General features: G+C 46.6%; 16 protein-coding genes and 6 tRNA genes. 12 read left to right on the top strand and 10 right to left on the bottom strand.

The genetic code is table 11. The features are described from left to right. Nucleotides 1-26: 26 nt before the first annotated feature. The 4 genes from CGRAC_RS10535 to CGRAC_RS10545 are packed head-to-tail and all read left to right on the top strand — an operon-like array spanning nucleotide 27 to nucleotide 3672. Nucleotides 27-695 carry a carbonic anhydrase gene (locus tag CGRAC_RS10535; RefSeq protein ID WP_005870936.1) on the top strand — a complete coding sequence of 223 codons (669 nt, stop codon included), beginning with the start codon at nucleotides 27-29 and terminating at the stop codon, nucleotides 693-695. Further along, nucleotides 661-2775 (top strand): mechanosensitive ion channel family protein, encoded by a 2115-nt coding sequence (locus tag CGRAC_RS10540; protein WP_082170451.1) that lies wholly within the window; start codon nucleotides 661-663, stop codon nucleotides 2773-2775. Before CGRAC_RS10535 ends, CGRAC_RS10540 begins: the two co-directional genes overlap by 35 nt. Then, complete coding sequence (locus CGRAC_RS12250; protein WP_005870938.1) at nucleotides 2768-2941, top strand: hypothetical protein; 174 nt, start codon at nucleotides 2768-2770, stop codon at nucleotides 2939-2941. The genes CGRAC_RS10540 and CGRAC_RS12250 overlap by 8 nt, the downstream gene beginning before the upstream one ends. Next, a complete protein-coding gene (locus CGRAC_RS10545) occupies nucleotides 2941-3672 on the top strand; it encodes a superoxide dismutase (protein ID WP_005870940.1) in 732 nt (243 codons plus the stop codon). The genes CGRAC_RS12250 and CGRAC_RS10545 overlap by 1 nt, the downstream gene beginning before the upstream one ends. 895 nt (nucleotides 3673-4567) lie before the next feature. On the opposite strand, the gene CGRAC_RS10550 is transcribed toward CGRAC_RS10545, so the two are convergent. The 8 genes from CGRAC_RS10550 to CGRAC_RS10585 form a co-directional block, all read right to left on the bottom strand. Next, nucleotides 4568-6355 (bottom strand): M3 family metallopeptidase, encoded by a 1788-nt coding sequence (locus CGRAC_RS10550; protein WP_005870944.1) that lies wholly within the window; start codon nucleotides 6353-6355, stop codon nucleotides 4568-4570. Between the two features lie 8 nt (nucleotides 6356-6363). Then, entirely contained in the window at nucleotides 6364-7239 is an 876-nt protein-coding gene (gene dcuC, locus CGRAC_RS12665; protein WP_227940500.1) for a C4-dicarboxylate transporter DcuC, read from the bottom strand. After that, nucleotides 7187-7756, bottom strand: coding sequence for a transporter permease (locus CGRAC_RS12670; protein ID WP_005870946.1), 570 nt, complete (start codon nucleotides 7754-7756; stop codon nucleotides 7187-7189). The genes dcuC and CGRAC_RS12670 overlap by 53 nt, the downstream gene beginning before the upstream one ends. A gap of 1387 nt (nucleotides 7757-9143) precedes the next feature. Further along, a complete protein-coding gene (locus CGRAC_RS10565; RefSeq protein ID WP_005870951.1) occupies nucleotides 9144-10295 on the bottom strand; it encodes a toxin-antitoxin system YwqK family antitoxin in 1152 nt (383 codons plus the stop codon). Nucleotides 10296-10345: 50 nt separating this feature from the next. Beyond that, nucleotides 10346-11764, bottom strand: coding sequence for a hypothetical protein (locus CGRAC_RS10570; RefSeq protein ID WP_005870952.1), 1419 nt, complete (start codon nucleotides 11762-11764; stop codon nucleotides 10346-10348). Between the two features lie 98 nt (nucleotides 11765-11862). After that, nucleotides 11863-12369, bottom strand: coding sequence for a DNA-deoxyinosine glycosylase (locus CGRAC_RS10575; protein ID WP_005870955.1), 507 nt, complete (start codon nucleotides 12367-12369; stop codon nucleotides 11863-11865). A gap of 341 nt (nucleotides 12370-12710) precedes the next feature. Then, nucleotides 12711-13922, bottom strand: a complete 1212-nt coding sequence (locus CGRAC_RS10580; protein WP_005870958.1) for a molybdopterin molybdotransferase MoeA — start codon at nucleotides 13920-13922, stop codon at nucleotides 12711-12713. Continuing rightward, a complete protein-coding gene (locus CGRAC_RS10585) occupies nucleotides 13919-15217 on the bottom strand; it encodes an MFS transporter (protein WP_005870961.1) in 1299 nt (432 codons plus the stop codon). The genes CGRAC_RS10580 and CGRAC_RS10585 overlap by 4 nt, the downstream gene beginning before the upstream one ends. Before the next feature lie 105 nt (nucleotides 15218-15322). Here CGRAC_RS10585 and CGRAC_RS10590 point away from each other — a divergent pair, with 105 nt between their 5' ends. The 8 genes from CGRAC_RS10590 to hcp all read left to right on the top strand — a co-directional run bounded on the left by CGRAC_RS10590 (nucleotide 15323) and on the right by hcp (nucleotide 18185). Continuing rightward, nucleotides 15323-15952 carry a non-canonical purine NTP pyrophosphatase gene (locus tag CGRAC_RS10590; protein WP_005870962.1) on the top strand — a complete coding sequence of 210 codons (630 nt, stop codon included), beginning with the start codon at nucleotides 15323-15325 and terminating at the stop codon, nucleotides 15950-15952. A gap of 74 nt (nucleotides 15953-16026) precedes the next feature. Continuing rightward, a tRNA-Pro gene (locus CGRAC_RS10595) sits at nucleotides 16027-16103 on the top strand. A 5-nt stretch (nucleotides 16104-16108) separates the two neighbouring features. Further along, nucleotides 16109-16185: transfer RNA gene (locus CGRAC_RS10600), tRNA-His, on the top strand. A gap of 6 nt (nucleotides 16186-16191) precedes the next feature. Beyond that, nucleotides 16192-16268: transfer RNA gene (locus CGRAC_RS10605), tRNA-Arg, on the top strand. A gap of 15 nt (nucleotides 16269-16283) precedes the next feature. Further along, a tRNA-Arg gene (locus CGRAC_RS10610) sits at nucleotides 16284-16360 on the top strand. 49 nt (nucleotides 16361-16409) lie between these two features. Next, a tRNA-Leu gene (locus CGRAC_RS10615) sits at nucleotides 16410-16494 on the top strand. Nucleotides 16495-16508: 14 nt separating this feature from the next. Next, nucleotides 16509-16583: transfer RNA gene (locus CGRAC_RS10620), tRNA-Asn, on the top strand. 273 nt (nucleotides 16584-16856) lie between these two features. Next, nucleotides 16857-18185: a hydroxylamine reductase gene (hcp, locus tag CGRAC_RS10625; RefSeq protein ID WP_005870964.1), complete on the top strand. Its 1329-nt coding sequence runs from the start codon at nucleotides 16857-16859 to the stop codon at nucleotides 18183-18185. A gap of 672 nt (nucleotides 18186-18857) precedes the next feature. Here the strand turns inward: hcp and CGRAC_RS12100 are convergent. Further along, the gene (locus tag CGRAC_RS12100) at nucleotides 18858-19064 is read right to left on the bottom strand and encodes a hypothetical protein (protein ID WP_005870966.1); all 207 of its coding nucleotides are present in this window, start codon (nucleotides 19062-19064) and stop codon (nucleotides 18858-18860) included. Nucleotides 19065-19077: 13 nt separating this feature from the next. Continuing rightward, on the bottom strand, nucleotides 19078-19908 hold the full coding sequence (locus tag CGRAC_RS10630) for a pyridoxamine kinase (protein ID WP_005870968.1): 831 nt from the start codon (nucleotides 19906-19908) through the stop codon (nucleotides 19078-19080). Nucleotides 19909-20018 lie beyond the last annotated feature (110 nt).

Below are 20018 nucleotides of genomic sequence, written 5' to 3' on the forward strand. Positions count from 1 at the left end.
ATTCCCGACTTTTTTAAGGAGAAAGTATGCCCAGCCAGTTAATAAATGGAGCTATTAAATTTATGGAAGAAAATTTTACCGAGCATGCCGAGCTTTTTGGAAGTCTGGCAAATCATCAAAAGCCCCACACGCTTTTTATCGGCTGCTCTGACTCGCGCGTGGTGCCGAGCCTAATTACCTCGACGCTTCCAGGAGAGCTTTTCGTCGTACGAAATATCGCGAACGTCGTTCCTCCATACCGCATTAGCGAGGAATTTTTAGCGACTACCTCAGCGATTGAATACGCACTATATTCGCTAAAAATCAAAAATATCATCGTTTGCGGGCACAGCAACTGCGGTGGCTGCGCGGCGCTATTTTACGACGCTAAAAAACTCGAAAAAATTCCAAACGTAAGGCGCTGGCTAAATTTAATGCAGCCCGTAAAAGACGAGGTCGAAAAGCTCAAAGATCTCGGCACCGACAAGCGTGAGTGGATCACCGAGAGATTAAATATTATAAATTCCATGCAAAATTTACTTAGCTTTCCTGGCATCAAAGACGCCTACAAAAACGGCGAGATTAAAATTTACGGCTGGCACTACGTCATCGAAACGGGCGAGCTATTCAACTACGACGACGAAGGCGCGCATTTTACGCTATTAAATAAGGGAATGGATTATGAAAAAATCTATAATCAGCTTTTTAACGATTAGTCTTTTTAGCGTCGCTTTAGCGTTTGCAGACCTCAATACGACCGGCGAGGGAAGCTTTGTAGAGACAAATTCTTCCGCTCCAGAGGCAAATCTTACTTTAGAAAACAACAAAACCGAGATCAAAAAGGAAGTCGCTAAAATTCTATCCAAATCCCTCGGTGCGGAGGATGGCAATAAAACTGAAGTAATAAATATGATCGCAGAAAAGGTCGCCAAAACGGAGACTTCGCAGAAAAAAGCTCCTAACGGCGAGACGCTTATCTCTGTAATCAAAGAGATTAAAAAGCTAAATTTGCAGCGTAGCTCCCTGCTTAACGGCGGCGATGCCAACGCGAGCAAAAACGAGCTGGACGCCATCGATCGCAATAAAGCCAAGCTCTTTGATCGCCTACCTTTCGCGATTACGCAGCAGGATATGGATATCGAAAGCATAATGTCGTATGCGCAAAATAAAAAGAACATCCAAACTACACTAAAAAAATACGCCAAAAAGCAGAGCTCTCCCGAATACGTAAATGCAAGCGCGGATTTAGAAAAGATGGAGATGGCAGAGATCTTTTATACCTCGCTTATGAAAATTGAGGATATGTTTGTAAACGGCGCAAGCAGAAGCGCGCTTGAAAGCGAGCTAAGTAGCACGCTACTAAATATCCAAACTAGGGATTTTAGCAAACTTAATGATTTGAAAAACAATCTAAGCAGTCAAGAGCAGATAGACGCCCTAGAGTCTAAAATCAACGATTTGAAAAACGACAAGCAGACCTACGACGAGGTGCTTACGTATCTATCGCGAAATAGCGATCTGCTCGCAAGTAGCGTGGTTTTTACGAGCTTAAATTTTAAATCGGTAATCGATTATATCAACGATAAAATTCCGTTTAAGCTCAGCCACGTAAATTTCGGCAAACTCATTCTAATCACACTGATTACGCTATTTTTCTACTCGCTTCGCAGGCTGCTTGCCAACATCATCTATTTCGTATTTAAATTCTTTAATAAAAGCTTTTCGCTGGATAGCGAAACTCTAAAAACGCAAGTAGTAGGCATCATCAAGCGTCCGATGGGTATTTTACTGATCGCTTATTCGGTCGATATCTGTCTTAGTATATTTTATTATCCGGCGCCTGTGCCGATAAAATTTGCAAATTTATTCTCGATCATTTACGTGGTGCTTTGGGCATGGCTCATCATCGAAATTATCGACGGTTACGGCATTGTCGTGCTTGGAAACATCACGAAAAAAGGCGTCAGAAAAGATATCATAAATCTAGTCGTTAAAATTCTATATGTCATCGTAATCATCATCGCCGCACTTTTGGTGCTAAAGCGTCTGGGCTTTGACATCTCGGCGCTTATGGCATCTCTTGGAATCGGCGGACTTGCGATCGCGTTTGCGACCAAAGACATCATCGCAAATTTCTTCTCATCCGTGATGCTATTATTTGATAACTCGTTCTCGCAAGGAGATTGGGTCGTATTAGGAGACATAGAAGGAAACGTCGTAGAAACGGGCTTTAGAAAGACGACGATCAGAACCTTTGACAACGCTCTTGTTTTTGTGCCGAATTCCAACATAATGGCGCAAAATATCAAAAACTGGAGCCGCAGGAAGGTAGGACGGAATTTAAAGCTTACCGTGGGCGTCGAATACGGCGCGAGCACGGCTCAACTGCGAAAGTGCGTAAACGACATCAAAGAGATGTTAAAATCTCACCCGGGCATCGCTCAATCTGCCGATACGGCGCTAAATTCTAAAGATTTTCGTATGCGCTATAGACAAAATATGGTCTCTATCGACGATTTAGCGGGCTATAAAAGCACCATGTTCGTGGCGTTAGATAGCTTTGGCGATTCGTCCATTAATATTTTAGTTTACTGCTTCACAAAAACCGTAATATGGGCAAATTTCATCCAAACCAAAGAGGATGTTTTATTTAAAATAATGGAGATCGTGGAGCAAAACGGACTATCGTTTGCCTTCCCATCGCAGAGCGTTTATATCGAAAATATCCCGGAAATAGCAAGCGAATGCGTAAAATCAAAAGTAAATTCCAACGATAAAGGAGAGCAAAATGGCTGATTTCGATGATTTCGAAGACGAAGAGTTCGATGAGGACGAATACGAGGACGATGATCTAATCGGAGGCGATGAGAGTTACAACTACAACTACGACGAGGATGATTACAGCTACGAAGACGACGACGGTTTCAACGATTATAGCGATTTGGACAGCGAGGATTATTAGTGTTTAGATCCAGGGCGCTACCTTTCGATCCGCGCGCAAATAAAATCGTGAGCTTACAAAGCTTAAAATTCCATCACGGCGGGCTTTGCGAGGACTACGTCTCCACCCTAAATCGAGACATAGCGGACACGCCGATACAAAACGCGGATCTTTTTACGATCATCACGCAGTCTTTCAGGGAGGCGCGCGGCGAGGAGTGCGAGTTTTCGCAAATTTCAAAGCTTTATCAAATTTGCCTAGGCTTTAGCCGTATTTTTAACAACGCCTCTGAAATTTACAACCACGATTTTTACTTCGATTGTATCGCGCAGCCCAGCAAGCCTAGCGGCGAGCTAACGGACGCTTTAGCTCAGGCTTTCGGCGGGATAGAAAATTTTAAAAGCGAGTTTTTAAAGCGCGCGATGGGGCTTTTTGGCAGCGGCTGGTGCTGGCTCGTATGCGATGAGCGTGGCGCAAATTTAGAAATCATCACGACGCAAAACGCGGACACGCCGATCGCACGCGGCAAAATTCCGCTTTTAGCCTGCGATCTTTGGGAGCACGCCTACTACATAGATTATCAAAATGCGCGCAAATCCTACGTGGAGAGTTTCTTGCGTTTTGCGGACTTCGGCTTTGCAAGCGACGCCTATTCCTGGGCGAAAAAGCAAGGGCTTAGCTCCGTGAAGCTCTACATCAGCGAGCTTCATCCCGCCGCATCTTCGCGCTGCGATTGCGGCTACTGCGGCTAGATTTGAGTTTTCGTTACACAGCTTTAAGCACCGCGAATTCTCGCCTCTCTATGACCGCCGCGCGCTAAATTTCAAGCACCTTTCGCTTCTTGACGTCTATATTCTACGACACAAATACTGCGGCATCGCGAGACCCTGGGCTTGCTATCTCGCCGTATAAAATTTACGTGGATTTTGGTCTTTAATCCATTTAATGCCTTCAAATTAAAATTTTGCAGATTTTAATTTGAAGCTCATCTCGCTTAGACCCACGTTTGCCGTTCTTGCGTACTAAATTTCATTTCGCCGCACTACCGTCTGACAACTCTGTCTTTTCAAACACGCTAAAATTTTATCGTATGCGTTTTACTCTGCAAATACAGCGTCACACGGATGCTTACATGAAATTTCGCTTAGCAGCCATGCCGGCTAAAATTTTAACGTTGTCGCGCGCGCATCGAAATTTTAACGCTTATGAGCGGATATTTCGTAAAATTTTAAAGTTACAAATAAGCGGTTCGTAAAATTTTAAGATTGCGATAGGCGGCTCGCTCTTTGCCTCTGTAGCAGAAACAACCGATCTACTTCCTGCGTTTGCGTCGTATCGCCGCGCAGCCCGTGCCGTGTCTTTCGCATTGGCACTCTATTGCATCGCTTGGTGTTTAAACTCGCTCGCATTGCTAAGCGACATAGCGTCGCGAGCACGGCGTATGATTTGAAATTTTCCCCAATCTATCTCAAGGATCGCTTCGGCGCTTCCTAGTACCGATAAAATTTAAATTTTTCGCGCGCTCGGTAAGATCCGTTTAGCAAAGCGGGCGGTAAATTTTAAAATTTCGACCGTCTAGCTTCATCCACCCTTGCTCACCTCTCTCGCGCCTTGTGCCCGCACTCTTTGCTAAGTTTTGCGCCCGTTTTACTCCGCTCGGTCCTTTGATTTATCAAATTTTATCCGCTCCTCGAGCCGCTTAAACTCGTCTGCGTAAATTAGCGCATTATCGACGCACTCAAGCCAAAACTCCAGCGTTCGCGCGTCCTTGCCGAAGTGCTTTTGCAGCAAAGCTTCGACGCTCATCACGCCGCATTCGCGCAAAAACGCCTTGTACGCGCTGATAAATTTATCGCCCGAGCGCCTAAACTCGTCCAGCAAAAACTGCGAAAGCAGGTAGCCGACGGTGTAGGGGTAGTTGTAGATGTATTGATCGGTCTTGTAAAAATGTAGCTTAAAGTACGGCAAAAAGCCCTCCGCATCCTGCGTCGTATCGCCGTAGCGTCCTCGCCACGCCTTTTGCATGAGCTCTTCTATCTGCGCCACGCCGACCGCGCCCTTTTGCCTAGCCTTTAAAAAAGCGATCTCAAAATCAAACCGCACGCCGATGTGTAGCATGAAATTTGCCGCCGATTTTAGCTCCTGCCACAAGATGTCAAAGGTCAAATTTTTATCCGCGCTATTTTTTCGCAGATAGTTTCGCAACACGGCTTCATTAAAGGTGCTAGCAGCCTCGGCTAGCGTCATAGGAAACTGCGTGTGCAGCGCGGGCAGATCGCGCATGATCCAGTAGTGCCACGCGTGTCCGAGCTCGTGCGCCTGCTGGATCATATGCGCCTGCGTGCCCATGTAGCTAGAAAACACCCGCGGCTGACGAAATTTATCAAACCTCGTATAAAATGCGCCGCCTGCTTTGTTTCCGCGCACCTGCGCCTCGATCCAGTTTTTATCCAGCATCATTTTAATAAATTCGGGAATTTCCTCGCTAACCTCACCCAGAGCCTCGCAGATCGTCTCTATCGCCCGCTCGTAGGGGATCTCCTCCGTGCTAGCGAAAGGAGACGGCGCGAGCAGATCGCAGGCGTAAATTTTACCCTGTGGGAAGTACTTCGCGCGCAGGCTCACGCACTCTCTGATCTTGTCCGATCTGCGATCTAGCGCCGCAAACATCGCCGTTACGGCCTGCTCGCTGATCTTGTTTTGCTGCAGGCTAGGCGTGAGGATATCCGTCTCTGCTGCCCTAAATTCGCCCAGCCTAAAGCCCTGAAGCAAATTTAAAACATCCGCGTACAGGCTCGCGTGCTTATCGTAATGCTCCGCCAGCCCGTCAAACACGCTCTTTCGCAGCGTCGCATCAGGCGAGCCCTTTAAAACGCCCGCGCATTTTGAGAGATTGTAGATGCTTTTTACGCCGTTTTTATCAGTAGCCTGCACGGCGATGAGGTTGTTTAGATGTCTAAATACGCCGTAAAGCGGAGCGAAACTGCTAGCCGCCGCGTCTTCGTAAATTTTACGCTCTTTTGCGTCAAATTTTGCCCGCCAGCTACTTTTGCGCTCGTCGTAAAGAAATTTTATCCGCGCAAACTCCTGCGTTTGGCGCGCGGTGTCAGAGGGATCTAGCGCGTCTATCTTTTCAAAAATGATCTCTTTCGTCCGCTCAAGACGCAAAAATTTCTCCCTGATTTTCGCCTCGGCCGCGCCTACTCGTTCGTCTTTGGTGTCGCCGCTTGATTTGCAGCGGCAAAACGCGAGCAAGGAGTTTGCTTCCTCAAATCCGCGCTCGTATGCGTTTATTAGTAAATTTAGTCCGCCGCCCGCACCTAGCAGCTCCTCTATCTCGCCTAAAATTTCGTCCAAATTTGACAGCGCGTCCGTAAATCTCGCATCGTCAAAGTCGCCGTACGCGTCCTCAAACGTCCATCTAGGAAGCTCCATTTTACGCCTCACAACGAGAGTAAAAATACGAAAATATGGTGGCTAACGAGGCCCAAGACCGCCGGCACGCTGCAGCGTTTGACGATATCGAGCGGACTGCACTTTAGCATACCGGCTATCGCGACGACCACGCCTGCGACGGGCGAGAGAGGGCGAGCGATAGTCGAGGCCTGATGCATCGGTAGTACGAGCATCACGGAGTTCACGTTTAGTTTGGCTGCGATATGCGGCACCATCTCGATGAGCGGGTAGAAGCTCGCGCCGTTTGAGCCAGAGATGATCGTAACAAGCGTCGTGATGACGACGAAAAGCACCGACATGCCAAATCCGCCAAAGCCAAGTGAATTTGCGAGCCCTACGATACTATCGAGCATGCCTAGCGCCTTAAAGCCTTCTGCAAATACGCCCGCTGCGATGATAAGGATCACGACGCCGCTTAGGCTCTTGCCCATCGCTTGGAAAAATACCTTGACCCCCTCGGCAATCGGGTCAAATTTAAACCCATGCCTGACCGCTTCAAAAAGCATCGCGATGACGATCGAAAGGATGATGATCGCTGAGATGTCAAGCTTGATAGAAGCGATGCAGTACTGCGAAAATACGACCACCAAAATCATCGGTAAAAACGGCAGTATCGCGTAAATTTTAGGCGCGGCAGCCTCGGGATTTTGCACGGCGCCGTCAAATTCCATCACTTCGCCCACGTGCTCGCTGCACACCCAGCCCTCTTTTTTATCCAGATATCTGTTCCAAAAAACGAGCGCGATACCCATCACGATCGAGGTCGGAAGCGCGGCCGGAATTTTATAGATGAAAACGTAATCTAAAATGCTAAGTTGCGTGGCCTTCGCCGCGGCGGCGGTCGATGCGCCTATGAGTACCATTGAGGCGGCTCACGACATCGCGCAGATCGAACCTACGGTGAGCTTGTTTAGTCCAAGCGAGATGAGTACGGGTCCTAGCAGCGCAAGACATAGTACGCCAAGCCCCCACCGCGCTCGTGATAACCATGCTGATGAGCTTAGCCATCGCAAATGCGACGAAAACCATGACGTATGGGTTTTTGATCCTAGCAAAGCGCTTCGTAGCGATAGAGACGAAAGCGTGATTCGCGCCGATATGCGTCATATAGCTCGCAAAGCCGACCATAAACATGATGATAAGGCCTAAGCTTGCAAATCTGTTTGAGAACATATATCGGATAAACTCGATGATGTTTAGGTAGGCGTTACCCGTCGCTACGGCCTGTTTGGGCATAAAATTCCCCGTGCCTAGCGCGACCGAGCAGATCAACATAAAAACGCCCGAAAGAAAAAGCACGAGCGGCGCGTACTTGCCCCGCACTATCGCCCAGCCCACGATAAACAGCACTACCGTGCCGATAATAATGCCCGCAGTCATTTTAGCTCCTTTCGCGGTAAAATTTGAGCGAATTCTACTACGAACCTCGATATTTTAAGTTAAAACGGAGATTATTTTTCGGCTTTCTCGTGCCAGGGATACTTTGCGCGATCTTTGATTGATTGAAATTTTACATTTAGGGCGCGGATTTGCGGCTGAATTTACAAAATTTAAAGCAGCTCTCGGCTCAGCAGAGGGGACTGCGGCGCAGCACAGAGCGGATGCGGCGATGGAATTTATTTTCCTCGCTTGTGCGGCAGCACACGTCGACTAGATGCGCGGTGATAAACAGCGTGCGACGCGGCGATAGAATTTTAAATTTTACCCCCTCTTTCTTATGCGGCGACTAGCGCGCGGCAGATAGATATGCGGCGTAAAACGGCGCGCACTGAGAGCTTTTGGCAGCGGTCGGTTCTCGTGCGACGCGGCGAGCAGTGTGCGACCGGCAAGCGGGCGCGTGCAGCAGATACTGCGTTTTGAAGTCGCGATTAAGCCAGGGTAATAAGAATTTTAAAATTTCTCTGTCCGCTTGGGTGAAATTTACTGCGCCAAAGGCGGGGTGCGGCGGGTTTAAAATTTACGCCCGAATAGCACGGCTTGCGGATCGCGGGTTAAATTTAGCGAAATTTGATCACCAAATTTACCCTTTCGGCGGTTAAAATTTTAGCGTCGTTTCGGTTTAAAATTTCGCTTTAAATTTTAAAAATTTACACCGCGCCAAAGTTGCTCGTTACGCGGGAAAAACAAACCGCATCGAAAAGCTAAGCTATACGCGTCAGGCGATACCTGCGCGCTATGTGTGCCAAAATACCGCACGGAATTTTACTGCATCAGCGCAAATCGCGCGACGAGCTACGCTGCACGAGACTTCATCAAAGGCAGCAGTCGTATTCGCGCGTCGTATAAAGCCGCTAGACGTAGAATTTTACTCATTTAACACAACACGCTACTTCGCAAGCACAAAATTTACCCCGTTAAGGCGGCACTCGTCGCACGGCATGCAAACTATACTAAAAGTGCGAACCACGTTCGCTTAAATCCAAAGTTATACTCAATAAAATTCAAAGCCGCACCACAAAAATACAAAAACCGCATCCGCTCGAAACGTAAGTCGCGCCTATTTAAAGCATATAGCCGCGATCAATCAAAATTTGTACGAGACGCAAAGCTGAGATCAATCGAAACGCGAAGCCGCGTCTATTTAAAGTGTAGAGCTGCGCCTAATAAAATTAAAAGCCGCCCTCGCTCAAGGCACGAAACCGTTCCGCTCAAAAATATTGCGCCCGCAAAACGTAAAGCCGCGTCTGCTTAAAATTCAAACCCTATTTTAAATTTTAAGCCCACTCAAAGCCTCAAACCCGCTTAAAATTTTAAAATTTAGCCCGCTTTACTCCCTCGTTAGCCCGTTTTTATCGGATTTGTCGCTGATTAGCTTGCCGCTTTCGTCGTATTTTTTGGCGCGCACGAGCCTACCGCGCTCAAACTCGCCCTCGGCTTCGAGCTTGCCGTCTGCGTAGTAGTGCTTCGCCGTGCCCGTCTCCAGGCCATCTTTGAACGTCACTCTAGCCTTGAGCGCGCCGTTTTCGTGGTAAGTTTCATAAAGCCCGTGTTTGCGCCCGTCTCTGAACATCACCTTCGCCGCAAGAGCGCCGTCTGCGTAGTATTGCTTACTCGTGCCCGTTTGTCTGTCGCGCTCAAACTCGTATTCGCCCTGCAACGCGTCGCTTGGATAATATTCACGCACGGCGCCGTCGCGCTCGCCGTCTTTAAAATTTTCTGCTACGCGTGTCTTACCGTCCTCGTAAAACAACCTCCAAACGCCCTGTTTACGGTCATCCTTGTATGCGCCGGCCTCTCTTAGCGCGCCGTTTGCGTGATACCATTTCTCTACGCCTTGCCGCTTACCCTCTTTGTAGCTCCGCATGCCGCGCACTTTGCCGCTTTTGTAATAATCCACGTCCTTGCCGTTTCGCAGTCCGCCCTTATACGTATGGCGCGCGCTTACTTCGCCGCTTTCGTAGTAGTCGGTGAAAACGCCCTCGCGCCTATCCGCTTTATACGCGCCCTGCTGCTTTAGCTTGCCGTTTCCTTGATAATACAGCTTGTAAAAGCCCTCGCGCTTGCCGGCTTTGTATTCGCTCTGCGACTTCAGCTCGCCGCCGTCTGCGTAGTAGCTCTTTGCGACGCCGTCGTACAGACCGTTTTTTAGCGGATATTCGTTTGAGGGCTTATCTCTGCCGTCAAAGTAATCGCGCTGAAGCACCGCAGTGCCGTCCTTTACGTCGATCTCTCGGATTAGCGTGGGCGGCAGCGGCTTTGCTCTGGGATAGACGACGCCCATAAAATTTACGTCGTAGAGATCCTCGACGCTGTAGTGCAGCACCTTGAGCGCCCCGCTATAGGGCTTATCCGCTACGAAATACAGACCGTTTTTCAGGACCGGCTCGGGCTGCATTACGATTTTTGGCTCCAGAGCTTGCGCGCCTAGCGCCAAAAACGGAAACAGAAGTTTTAATGCGCTTGTATTTAAAAATTTCACAACTTTAGCCTTTATATTTTATAAATACTGCCAATTAAAGCTATTTTGAATTAATTTTTATTCTTTTGCTTTATCAAATCAATCAACCATTCTGGTAGTTGCTTCATTTTGGTTATAATTCCATCACAGTCTATCAATTTATCAGAGCTTTTTGATTTATCTAAAAAATCACTTGGGTTTTTGGAAATAATATTGATTGTAGAAGCCATTAATTCCTTTAGTAATTCTGGATTAGTTTCATTTAGATTAGATATTTGCTCTTTATAGCTAGCATAGGAACTCGCAACTGCAACCTTATGAGCATATTCTTGCTCTAGCCTCATGGCTTCTTTGCGTCTATTTGAGCAAAAGATGGCAAGCCAGATAAAAGGTAAAGCCATGGTTATTTTTGAAAAAAATCCAAAAATCATAATGTAAATTTTATCACTAGGTATTATGGATACATTATAAGTTTTATTTACTCCGCCTTTTATTTGGGATATTTCTGTAATTACTGCGCTAATATCCTTATTTAAAATTTCATTTACTCCAATAAAAGTCCATGCGGCAACAGCGGCTATCGCAATTATGCTTAAAATAAACCCAATATCCCACCTTCTAACAGTTTTTCTAATTGCATCTCCTTGTTGTTTATATGACGATGACAAGCTTGCATTTGTAGCTTTTTCATTTAAATCTTTAATGATTTTATCGTATTCATCGAAGCGTTGTTTCATGGTATTTTCATATTCATCTAAATTTTCAAACATATTGTCAAGTTTTTGTTCTAAGCCTCCACTGCGAACATTATCATTTAGTTCGCCGAAAATCCTTATATGAAATTTTCCTATTTCTTCTAATTTTTGCGAATTTTCGATAATTTTTTCTTTAGTTGCTTCCATATCCTGGGTTATTTTATTTCTTGCATTTTCTATTTCTTGCTGTATAGATATATCTTTATTTTCTTGTCTAACCACCAAATGAGTTCTAAAATTTTCTATCTCATTACAGTATCCGCAAATTTCACCATATTTTTGTGCAAATTCGTCATTGGCAATACTGAATTTTTGTATAGAATTCTCAACATCTGCTATTTTATTTTTTATCTCATCTAATTTTAAATCATCCAATGATGTCTTTATGGCATCATTGTATCCCGCAATCATCCCCATAATGGTTGATTCTGCTTGATCTTTTGGAATATATATGGTTGAATATTTAGCTAATATTATTAAGGCATTGTCTACAATGGTAGTCAAATGCCTCGTGCTTCTATTCCAATTGACAAAGCAGTTTTGAAATTCTCCGAAAAAAGAATTCGGCAGTAGATTTTCATCCAATAAATTTACATAGCTTTCTATATAAATTAACGCTTCTTTATTTCTGGCGAATTCCTGTGTTTCGTTTTCTGGTATAGATTTAATATCTAATGTATTAACCGCTTCTTTTAACTGCTCAAAACTATTTAAAGAATTACTGATTTTTGACATTTATTTTCCTTGTGATAATGGTTATACCTAAAATTTTAGCACCATTTTAATTATACATTTCTTTTAGGTAATATACAAACTTAATAAATTTGCCAAATTTAAGTCATTTTTAACACGTCCGCGACGATCGTCCACTCGCGCACCAGCCTTTCAAAACCAAAATTTGCATTCGCAGGGCTCGTGGACGGCAGCTTGACGGGCTCTTTGCCCGTTGCGTTTAAAATTTGAGTTTTTAGATATTTTTCGCAGATTTCGTGCGCCTTGCCGCCGTTTGCGTAAACTTGCACGATGCGTGCGCCGCTAAAGATCGGTTCTAAATTTGCAGGCACGACGGCGGTCATTTTGGCGTCGCTCGAACCCTTTATCTCGCAGCAGATCGCAGCGTCGTAGATGGCGATGCCGCGGGTGAGCAGGAATTTTATCTTTTCGTCCGTGCTCGCAGGCGGCGGCGCGTTTAAAATCCCGGCCAGCACGCGCCAGAAGCGATTTTGCGGATTTGCGTAATAAAAGCCAAAATTACGAGAAACGACGGAGGGGAAGGAGCCGAGGATTAAAATTTTAGAATTCTCATCGAAAATCGGCTTAAAAGGGTGGGTTTGGCTCATTTTACACCCGCTTTGTATTCGCCGAAAACGCCCACTGGAGCACCATATAATTTATCTTTCATTTTTGCTTTATCTCCCGCAAATACCCGAATTCCGCCCGCAAAGCAGCTTGGGGCTGAAATTGTACGGCGGCAAAGATTAGCGCGCTAGCTTTATAGCGGCGTGCGGTAAAAATTCTAATGAGCCCGCCTCGGCGCGCGATTTGGGTCTAAATTTCAACTTTTCAAACCACAAAATAGAGCTTTCGTAGCCAAATTTAACGCCTCGCAGCGGCAAAATTTTAGCCCTCGCGGCAGTTAAAATTCCATCTGCCGCCGCAATCGCCTCTGAACCGCTGCGCGCTAAATTTTAGGTACCGAGATTACGCGCACGAGTTCGCCTTTTTTGAGCTCTTTGACCTCTAGCGGCGCGACGAGCAGGACGCTATCGTCGTCTAAATTGTTCAAAATCGCGCTGGAGCCCTGCCTTTTGCTTTGTAGGCTAACAAAAAGCCGTCCGTCTCTGTTTTGCAAGACGGCGGGTATAAACTCCAGCCACGGCGTCTTTTTTACGTAGTCGTGATCCAAGATTGCGCTAAATTCCGTGCTTTCGTGCACGCCGAAAGATCTTTGTAAAAATACGCGCAAAAATAAAATGCACGTAATGAGCGCCGAGAGCGGGAAGCCCGGGAATGCGAAGATATATTTTTCGCCGGTTTTGGCTACGCGCACGTGGCGGCCCGGTTTGATCGCCGCACCCTTTACGATGAGCTCAAATTTTGATTGCAGCGTGCTTTGCACGAAGTCGTAGTCTCCGACGCTCACTCCGCCGCTGGTTAGAAGTATGTCGGCGCTCTGTAAAGCCGATAGGATAGCGCCTTCTAGCTCTTTTTCGTCGTCGCGCGCGATCGGCATTATCATCGCTTCGTAGCCTAGCTGCGTTACTAAATTTGCAAGCGCGATGTGGTTGGAGCTGTAAATTTGAGCGTCGTTTTCGAGCCTCTCGCCGAGGTCTTTTATCTCGCTACCGGTGGCTAGGATTGCTACTTTTGGGCGGACGAATACGCTTATGTGAAATAGACCAAGCTCGGCTAGCAGCGCGATCTGCGAAAAGCCGAGCTTCGTGCCGCTACGAAGTAAAAGCTCGCCCTCGCGGTAGCTCTCGCCCGCCGCGCGCACGGCAAAGCCTGCAGGAACGGGCTTAGTGACGACGATTTCGCTGCCTTGCACCTGCACGTTTTCGATCGGCAGAAGCGTGTCGCTGCCCTCGCACATGAGCCCGCCGGTGAAGGTTTTGACGCACTCACCCGCCTTTGCCGCAGCGCTAGGCATCTTGCCTGCAGGCGTCGTGCCGACGATCTTAAATTTCGCCCCCTCGCTCAGATCCGCGCCCTTTAGCGCGTAGCCGTCCATCGCGGCGGTCGGGCGGCGCGGAGTGCTAAAAGGCGCCGCGACGTCGGTAGCTAAAATACGCCCCAGCGCCTGCGTGATCGCAACTTTTTCGATGCGCGAAGACTTTTGCACCGTGCTTGCGAAGCGCCCCATCGCACTTTCAAATTTTTCAAATTCCATCATTTGCCTCCTACGATTTTATAAATTTGATCTTCATTTATCAGTTTTGAGTTAAATTTCACAACGAGTTCGCCATCGGTCTCGTAAATTTCAATAATGCCCTTGACACCCTGCAGTGCGGAAAAATCGCCACCTTTAGGAAAGTATAAATTCTTAAAAAGTTTTGGATCGCTCAGCCTAGAAAGTAGCACAAGCCAGATCACACCCAAAACCGCGACACCAATGCCTAGCGCTTCGATGCCGATTTTGCCAAAAAGTGCACCGCCACATAGCCCGCCCAAAAAACTGCCAAAAAATCCGAACGAATTAAAAATCCCAAGTGCGGCGCCTTTTTGAGCGACTTTGGCAAATTTGGACGCAAGGCTTTGCATAATGGGCTCATGCGCGTTAAATCCCACGAAAAAGAGCATCACGCCCACCACGAAAGCGCTCGCCCCGCTAGCAAACGCAAAAATCAAATACGAAGCGATAAAAAAGCAAATGCCGATAAGTAGAATTTGCTTAGCTAGTGCGCGCTTTTCGCCTAAAGCGCCGCTCGCACCCATCGCAGTAAAGCCGAATATCGCGCCTAGAGCATAAATTTTGGTCAAATCACTTTTGGAAAGTCCGAATTTTTGCACGAGCAAAATTGGAATTAGAAAAAACGCTGCCGTCATGAAAGCTTTTTGAAAAAAATTCGTTAAATTCATAAGCATTAAATTTTTATCGCTCAAAAGTGAGCCGAGCGGAACCTTTTGGCGCAGGGAGCGGATATGCGGTTCGGTAGGTACTACGAAAAAAAGCAGCACCAAGCATAAAAGCGTAAGCGCTGAACTTAAATGAAATAGGCTGGCAAGTCCAAATTTAGCGCTTAAAAGCGGACTTAAAATCATTGCTACGCCAAAGCTCACGCCTATCATCGCGCCCATTACCGCCATCGCCTTGCCGCGCTCTTCCTCTCGCGTAAAATCACTAATTAGTGCGGTGGCTACGGCTCCTACGGCACCGCAGCCTTGCAAAAAGCGCCCAAAAATCATCGTATAAATGCTCTCGCTCGCCGCGCAAACGCAAGCGCCCACGATAAAAAGCGCCAGCCCTATCGCAAGGGTTTTCTTTCGCCCAATCTTATCGCTTAGCACTCCAAATGGCGTTTGCAAAATCACTTGCATAATCGCATAAATTCCAAAAAGTAGCCCCACTAGACTTTCGTTTGCGCCGTGTAAGCTCAATGAATACAGGCTAAGCACGGGCAGCAAAATAAATAATCCAAAAAACCTCGTAGCGATGATAAAACTAAGCGGAAGGACGCTTTTTAGCATAATCTTAGACCTCAAATAATATGAAATTTGCGCCGATTATAGCCAAAAATCGTAACGAATTCTTTGATTTTGGGTAAAATGGCGGCTTAAATTTAAGGAGCGAGGATGAAAATTTTACTTGCGACGAGCAATAAAAATAAGGTAAAAGAGATAAAAGAATTTTTCACGGGATACGACGTGTGCGCGCTCAGCGAGGTACTTCAGCCTTTTGAGATCGACGAATGCGGCACGAGCTTCAAACAAAACGCGCTTATTAAAGTTCGCGCAGTGTATGAGGTGCTAAAAAGTAAAAATTTACAGAGCGAATTTTTTGTGCTAAGCGATGATAGTGGTATCTGCGTGGACGCGCTGGGCGGGGCTCCTGGGATATTTTCGGCGCGCTTTAGCGGAGCGGACGCGACGGATGCGAGCAACCGCGAGAAATTAGTCGCTAGCCTGCGCGCCCTGGGGCTAAAGGAGAGCCCCGCGCATTACACGGCAGCGATCGCGCTAAAATGCGATCTGGGCGAATTTTGTACGCATGGCTTTATGCACGGCACGGCGATAACGCAGCAACGCGGACAAAACGGATTCGGATACGATTTTATGTTTATTCCGCGCGGATTTGACCGCACGATCGGGGAGCTGCCCGCTGCGGTGAAATTTAAAATTTCGCACCGCACGAAGGGGCTAACGCTGATGCGAATTTTATTGAAAAATTTAGAAAAACAGATGAGACTTGCTAAATTTCATTAAATTTAAAGCCGCAAAAAGCGGAATTTAAGAAAAAATATATATAATACACTTTTTATTCAATCCACGAAAATCTACGGAGCGTAGCGCAGGCTGGTAGCGCATCTGGTTTGGGACCAGAGGGTCGAAGGTTCGAATCCTTTCGCTCCGACCATTGTGGTGAGTTTAGCTCAGTAGGTTAGAGCATCAGATTGTGGTCCTGAGGGTCGTGGGTTCGATTCCCACAACTCACCCCACTTTATGCGCTCGTAGCTCAATTGGATAGAGCAACAGACTTCGGATCTGTAGGTTGAAGGTTCGACTCCTTTCGAGCGTACCACTGATTTGATATTTTGCGCTCATAGCTCAGTTGGATAGAGCAACGGCCTTCTAAGCCGTAGGCCAGAGGTTCGAATCCTCTTGGGCGTACCATATTAAGCTCATATTAAGAGCTTTTTGGCTAATATGCGCTTTCTTTTTTGCGGATGTGGTGAAATTGGCAGACACACCAGACTTAGGATCTGGCGCCTCACGGCATGAAGGTTCAAGTCCTTTCATCCGCACCATCCATTCTACGCGTTCCGGATTAGCTCAGCGGTAGAGTAGGCGGCTGTTAACCGCTTGGTCGCTGGTTCGAATCCAGCATCCGGAGCCATATATACTCAAAAACTCCTTTAGACCCCTGGTTTTATCGATATTTAAAGAGCTTTAAGTTTTCTTGGTTTTATAAAAATTTGTTTCAGAAATTTTTTAATATTCTAATTTCTCGTTATGCTTTCTAAGCAATCTAGAATACCTTATTATAAAATTTAAAATTCTCATTTTGTAAATAAATTTGATAAAATTTAGCCATTTATTGATTATAATCAATTTTTTTGCCTAAATAAAATCTTAAAATTACCAACTAAATTTTTTATAAAGGATTTCTATGAGCGACAATCTAGAGATGTTCTGTCATCAGTGCCAAATGAGCGCGCCCGAGGGCTGCGGCGCCAAAGGCCAAGACCGCGGTACCTGTGGCAAAAATTCCACATTAAGCCTGCTTCAAGACACTATGGTTTTCGGACTTAAGGGCCTTAGCGCCTACCGCCACCACGCCCGTGAGCTCGGCGCCGATACTAGCGCGGTCGATACCGTTATGGGTGATACGCTGTATTTTACGCTGACGAACTCAAATTTTAACTTCGACGAGCATATCGCGCAGCTGATGGCCGTCGGAAGCGCGGGCGTGCAGATGATGGATATCTTAAGCGAGGCGCATACCGCAAAATTCGGCGTACCGACCCCGGTTAAGGTTAGCCAAAACAAGGTCGAGGGCAAGGCGATTTTGGTCAGCGGACACAATCTGCACGCTCTTGAGGCGCTGCTAAAAGCGACCGAGGGCAAGGGCATCAATATCTACACCCACTCCGAGATGCTTCCTGCGCACGGCTATCCGCAGCTTCGCAAGTATCCGCACCTAAAGGGCAACGTCGGCAAGGCGTGGTTCGATCAGACCAAGCTTTTTAACGAATTTAAAGGCGCGATTTTGATGACCACCAACTGCATCGTGCCGCTTCGCTCGTCCTGTAGCTACGCAGAGAGGCTGTTTGGCTACTCTATCGCTGGCACCGACGGCATCAAACATATCCAAAACGACGATTTTACGCCGCTCATCGAGTGCGCGCTTGCGTGCGGCGACGTGAGCATGGACAGCGACGAGAGCTTGGTGACGGGCGGACACTATAAGACGATTTTGAGCCTCGCGCCGCAAATTCTAGACGCGATCAAATCGGGCAAAATCCGCCGCTTTTTCGTCATCGCCGGCTGCGACGCGCCGGGCAAGGGACGCGAGTATTACCGCGAGCTAGCGCTTAGCCTGCCGAAGGACTGCGTGATTTTGACCTCCAGCTGCGGCAAATTCCGCTTCAACGACGTGGATTTCGGAAACGTGCCAGGCACCGAGCTTCCGCGCTATATCGATCTAGGTCAGTGCAACGACAGCAACGGCGCGGTCAAGATCGCTCTAGCGCTTAGCGAGGCTACGGGTATCGCGGTAAACGATCTGCCGGTCTCGATCGTGCTGATGTGGATGGAGCAAAAGGCGGTCATCATCCTGCTTGCGCTGTTTAGCCTAGGCGTTAAGAATATCAACGTAGGCCCTACGGTGCCTGAGTTTTTCAACGACGAAATTTTAGGCTTTTTGGTGCAAAATTTCGGTCTTCGCCTAATCAGCGGCGACGCGCAGGCGGATCTGAAATACTTCCTGGGCGAATAAATTTTATAGCGAGGCAAATCGGGTAAATTTAATTCGGCAAAGCTTCGATTTTAAATTTACCCTTTATACGCCGCTTTTAGCGAAGCTAGCCTATCCACGGCCATTTTTGCACCGACGCTCATATTTAAATTTTACGACTATGCCGTCCTTCTTAATTTAAATTTTAAAATCATATAATCTCGCCAAATGCTTAGAAAAATTTAATTAAGTGCTTTTTTTACACATTCAAATTCCAATCGTCTTTGCTATTACAATCCTTCTTTTTCTGTGTAAGTATTTATCTTATCCGTATCGCTGCCGCTTATAGTAACCGCTATAGTATAACCGTCTTGATGCTTGGTATCTCATAAAATTTTCCGTATCATCTCATTTTTCGCTATCAGATATTGCAATTTAGTGCCGTTAATTTTATATCCATCTTTATTTAATTCTTCAAGCATCCTCTTTAATAATCGCTAAAATTTTAAATAAATATAGGATTTAAATACGGATTTTAATCTAAATTTTGAGAATACTTTATGAATGCACGGCTTGTGGGAATAAAATTTTAAGCAGATTTTGTACGAAATTTCAAAATGCAGCTCAAGCTCGCAAACAGATAAATTCACTGCAGCCTTGCGTTTAGAATTCTGCGCTAGTGATAAATTTTGCATCTTTACGTCGGCGCAAATTTTAAAATTCTATGCAGGAGATAAAATTATAAGCCGTGCAATGCATGAATTCTAAAATTCCACATCGCCTATAGAATTCCGTGCCCCACACGACACATAAATTTTGAAATTTTAAAATTTCACGCAGCAGATGAAATTTAGGAATTTCCTTTTGCGGTAAAATTTTAAAGCTCTCCCACAAATCCTCTGTCCGCGCGGCGAGTTCCAAATCCGTCTAGAACTTAGATTTTCCTCACCAGCTCGGGAATTATCGCTTCGAAATCCACCCCTTCGTATCCGTTGCGCTCATCGTCGCTCATCGTCTCTTTGATCGTGCTTACGACGAAGTCCGCGGCGATGCGAACCGCCGTTTCCAGCGACTTGCCGCGCATTATCGCGCCGAAAGCTACGGCTGCGAAAATATCGCCGGTGCCGTTAAATTTGACCGGCAGCAGCTCGTGAAAATACTCGTTCGTCCTGCCCGTGCGCGCATCGTAGCTGAAAACCCCACACTGATCGGCGATGTAGCCGATGCCCTTTAAAATAACCTGTCTAGCGCCCAGCTCTCGAAGCCTTGCAAGCAGATCCATGATGAAATCTTTATCTGCGTCCTCTCGGTACGGCACACCGGTGATCGCGCAGGCCTCGGTGATATTAGGCGTGATGACGTCGGCCTGGGCGCACAGAAGCGCCATCATGCGGGCAAAATCCTCGTTAAAGCCAGGATAAAACACGCCGTTATCACCCATACAAGGATCGACCAAAATGGTCTTGCCCGCGCCGCCGAAGCTCGCAAATAGCTCGCCCATAATCTCGATCTGTGCCGCCGAGCCCAAAAAGCCCGTATAGATGCCGTCAAACACCACTCCGCGGTCTTTCCAGTGCGCCATGATCGCGCGTATCTGCGAGCTTAGATCGCAAAAGGTATAGCCCGAAAAGCCCGTATGCATCGATAAAACCGCCGTAGGGATTACGCTGGTGCTCATTCCCATCGCGCTAAGTATCGGCAATGCAACGGTCAGCGAAACCTTGCCCACGCAGGATATATCTTGAACGGTAAGAACTTTTTTCATCACAATTCCTAAAATTTTTGGCTCTATTTTACCGCTATTTATATTAAAAAGGGGAATTTAAATAAAATTTACTCTACGAATAGTCTAAATTTATAATATTTTTGGTGTTT

This window comes from Campylobacter gracilis (assembly GCF_001190745.1).
GTDB classification, from domain to species: domain Bacteria; phylum Campylobacterota; class Campylobacteria; order Campylobacterales; family Campylobacteraceae; genus Campylobacter_B; species Campylobacter_B gracilis.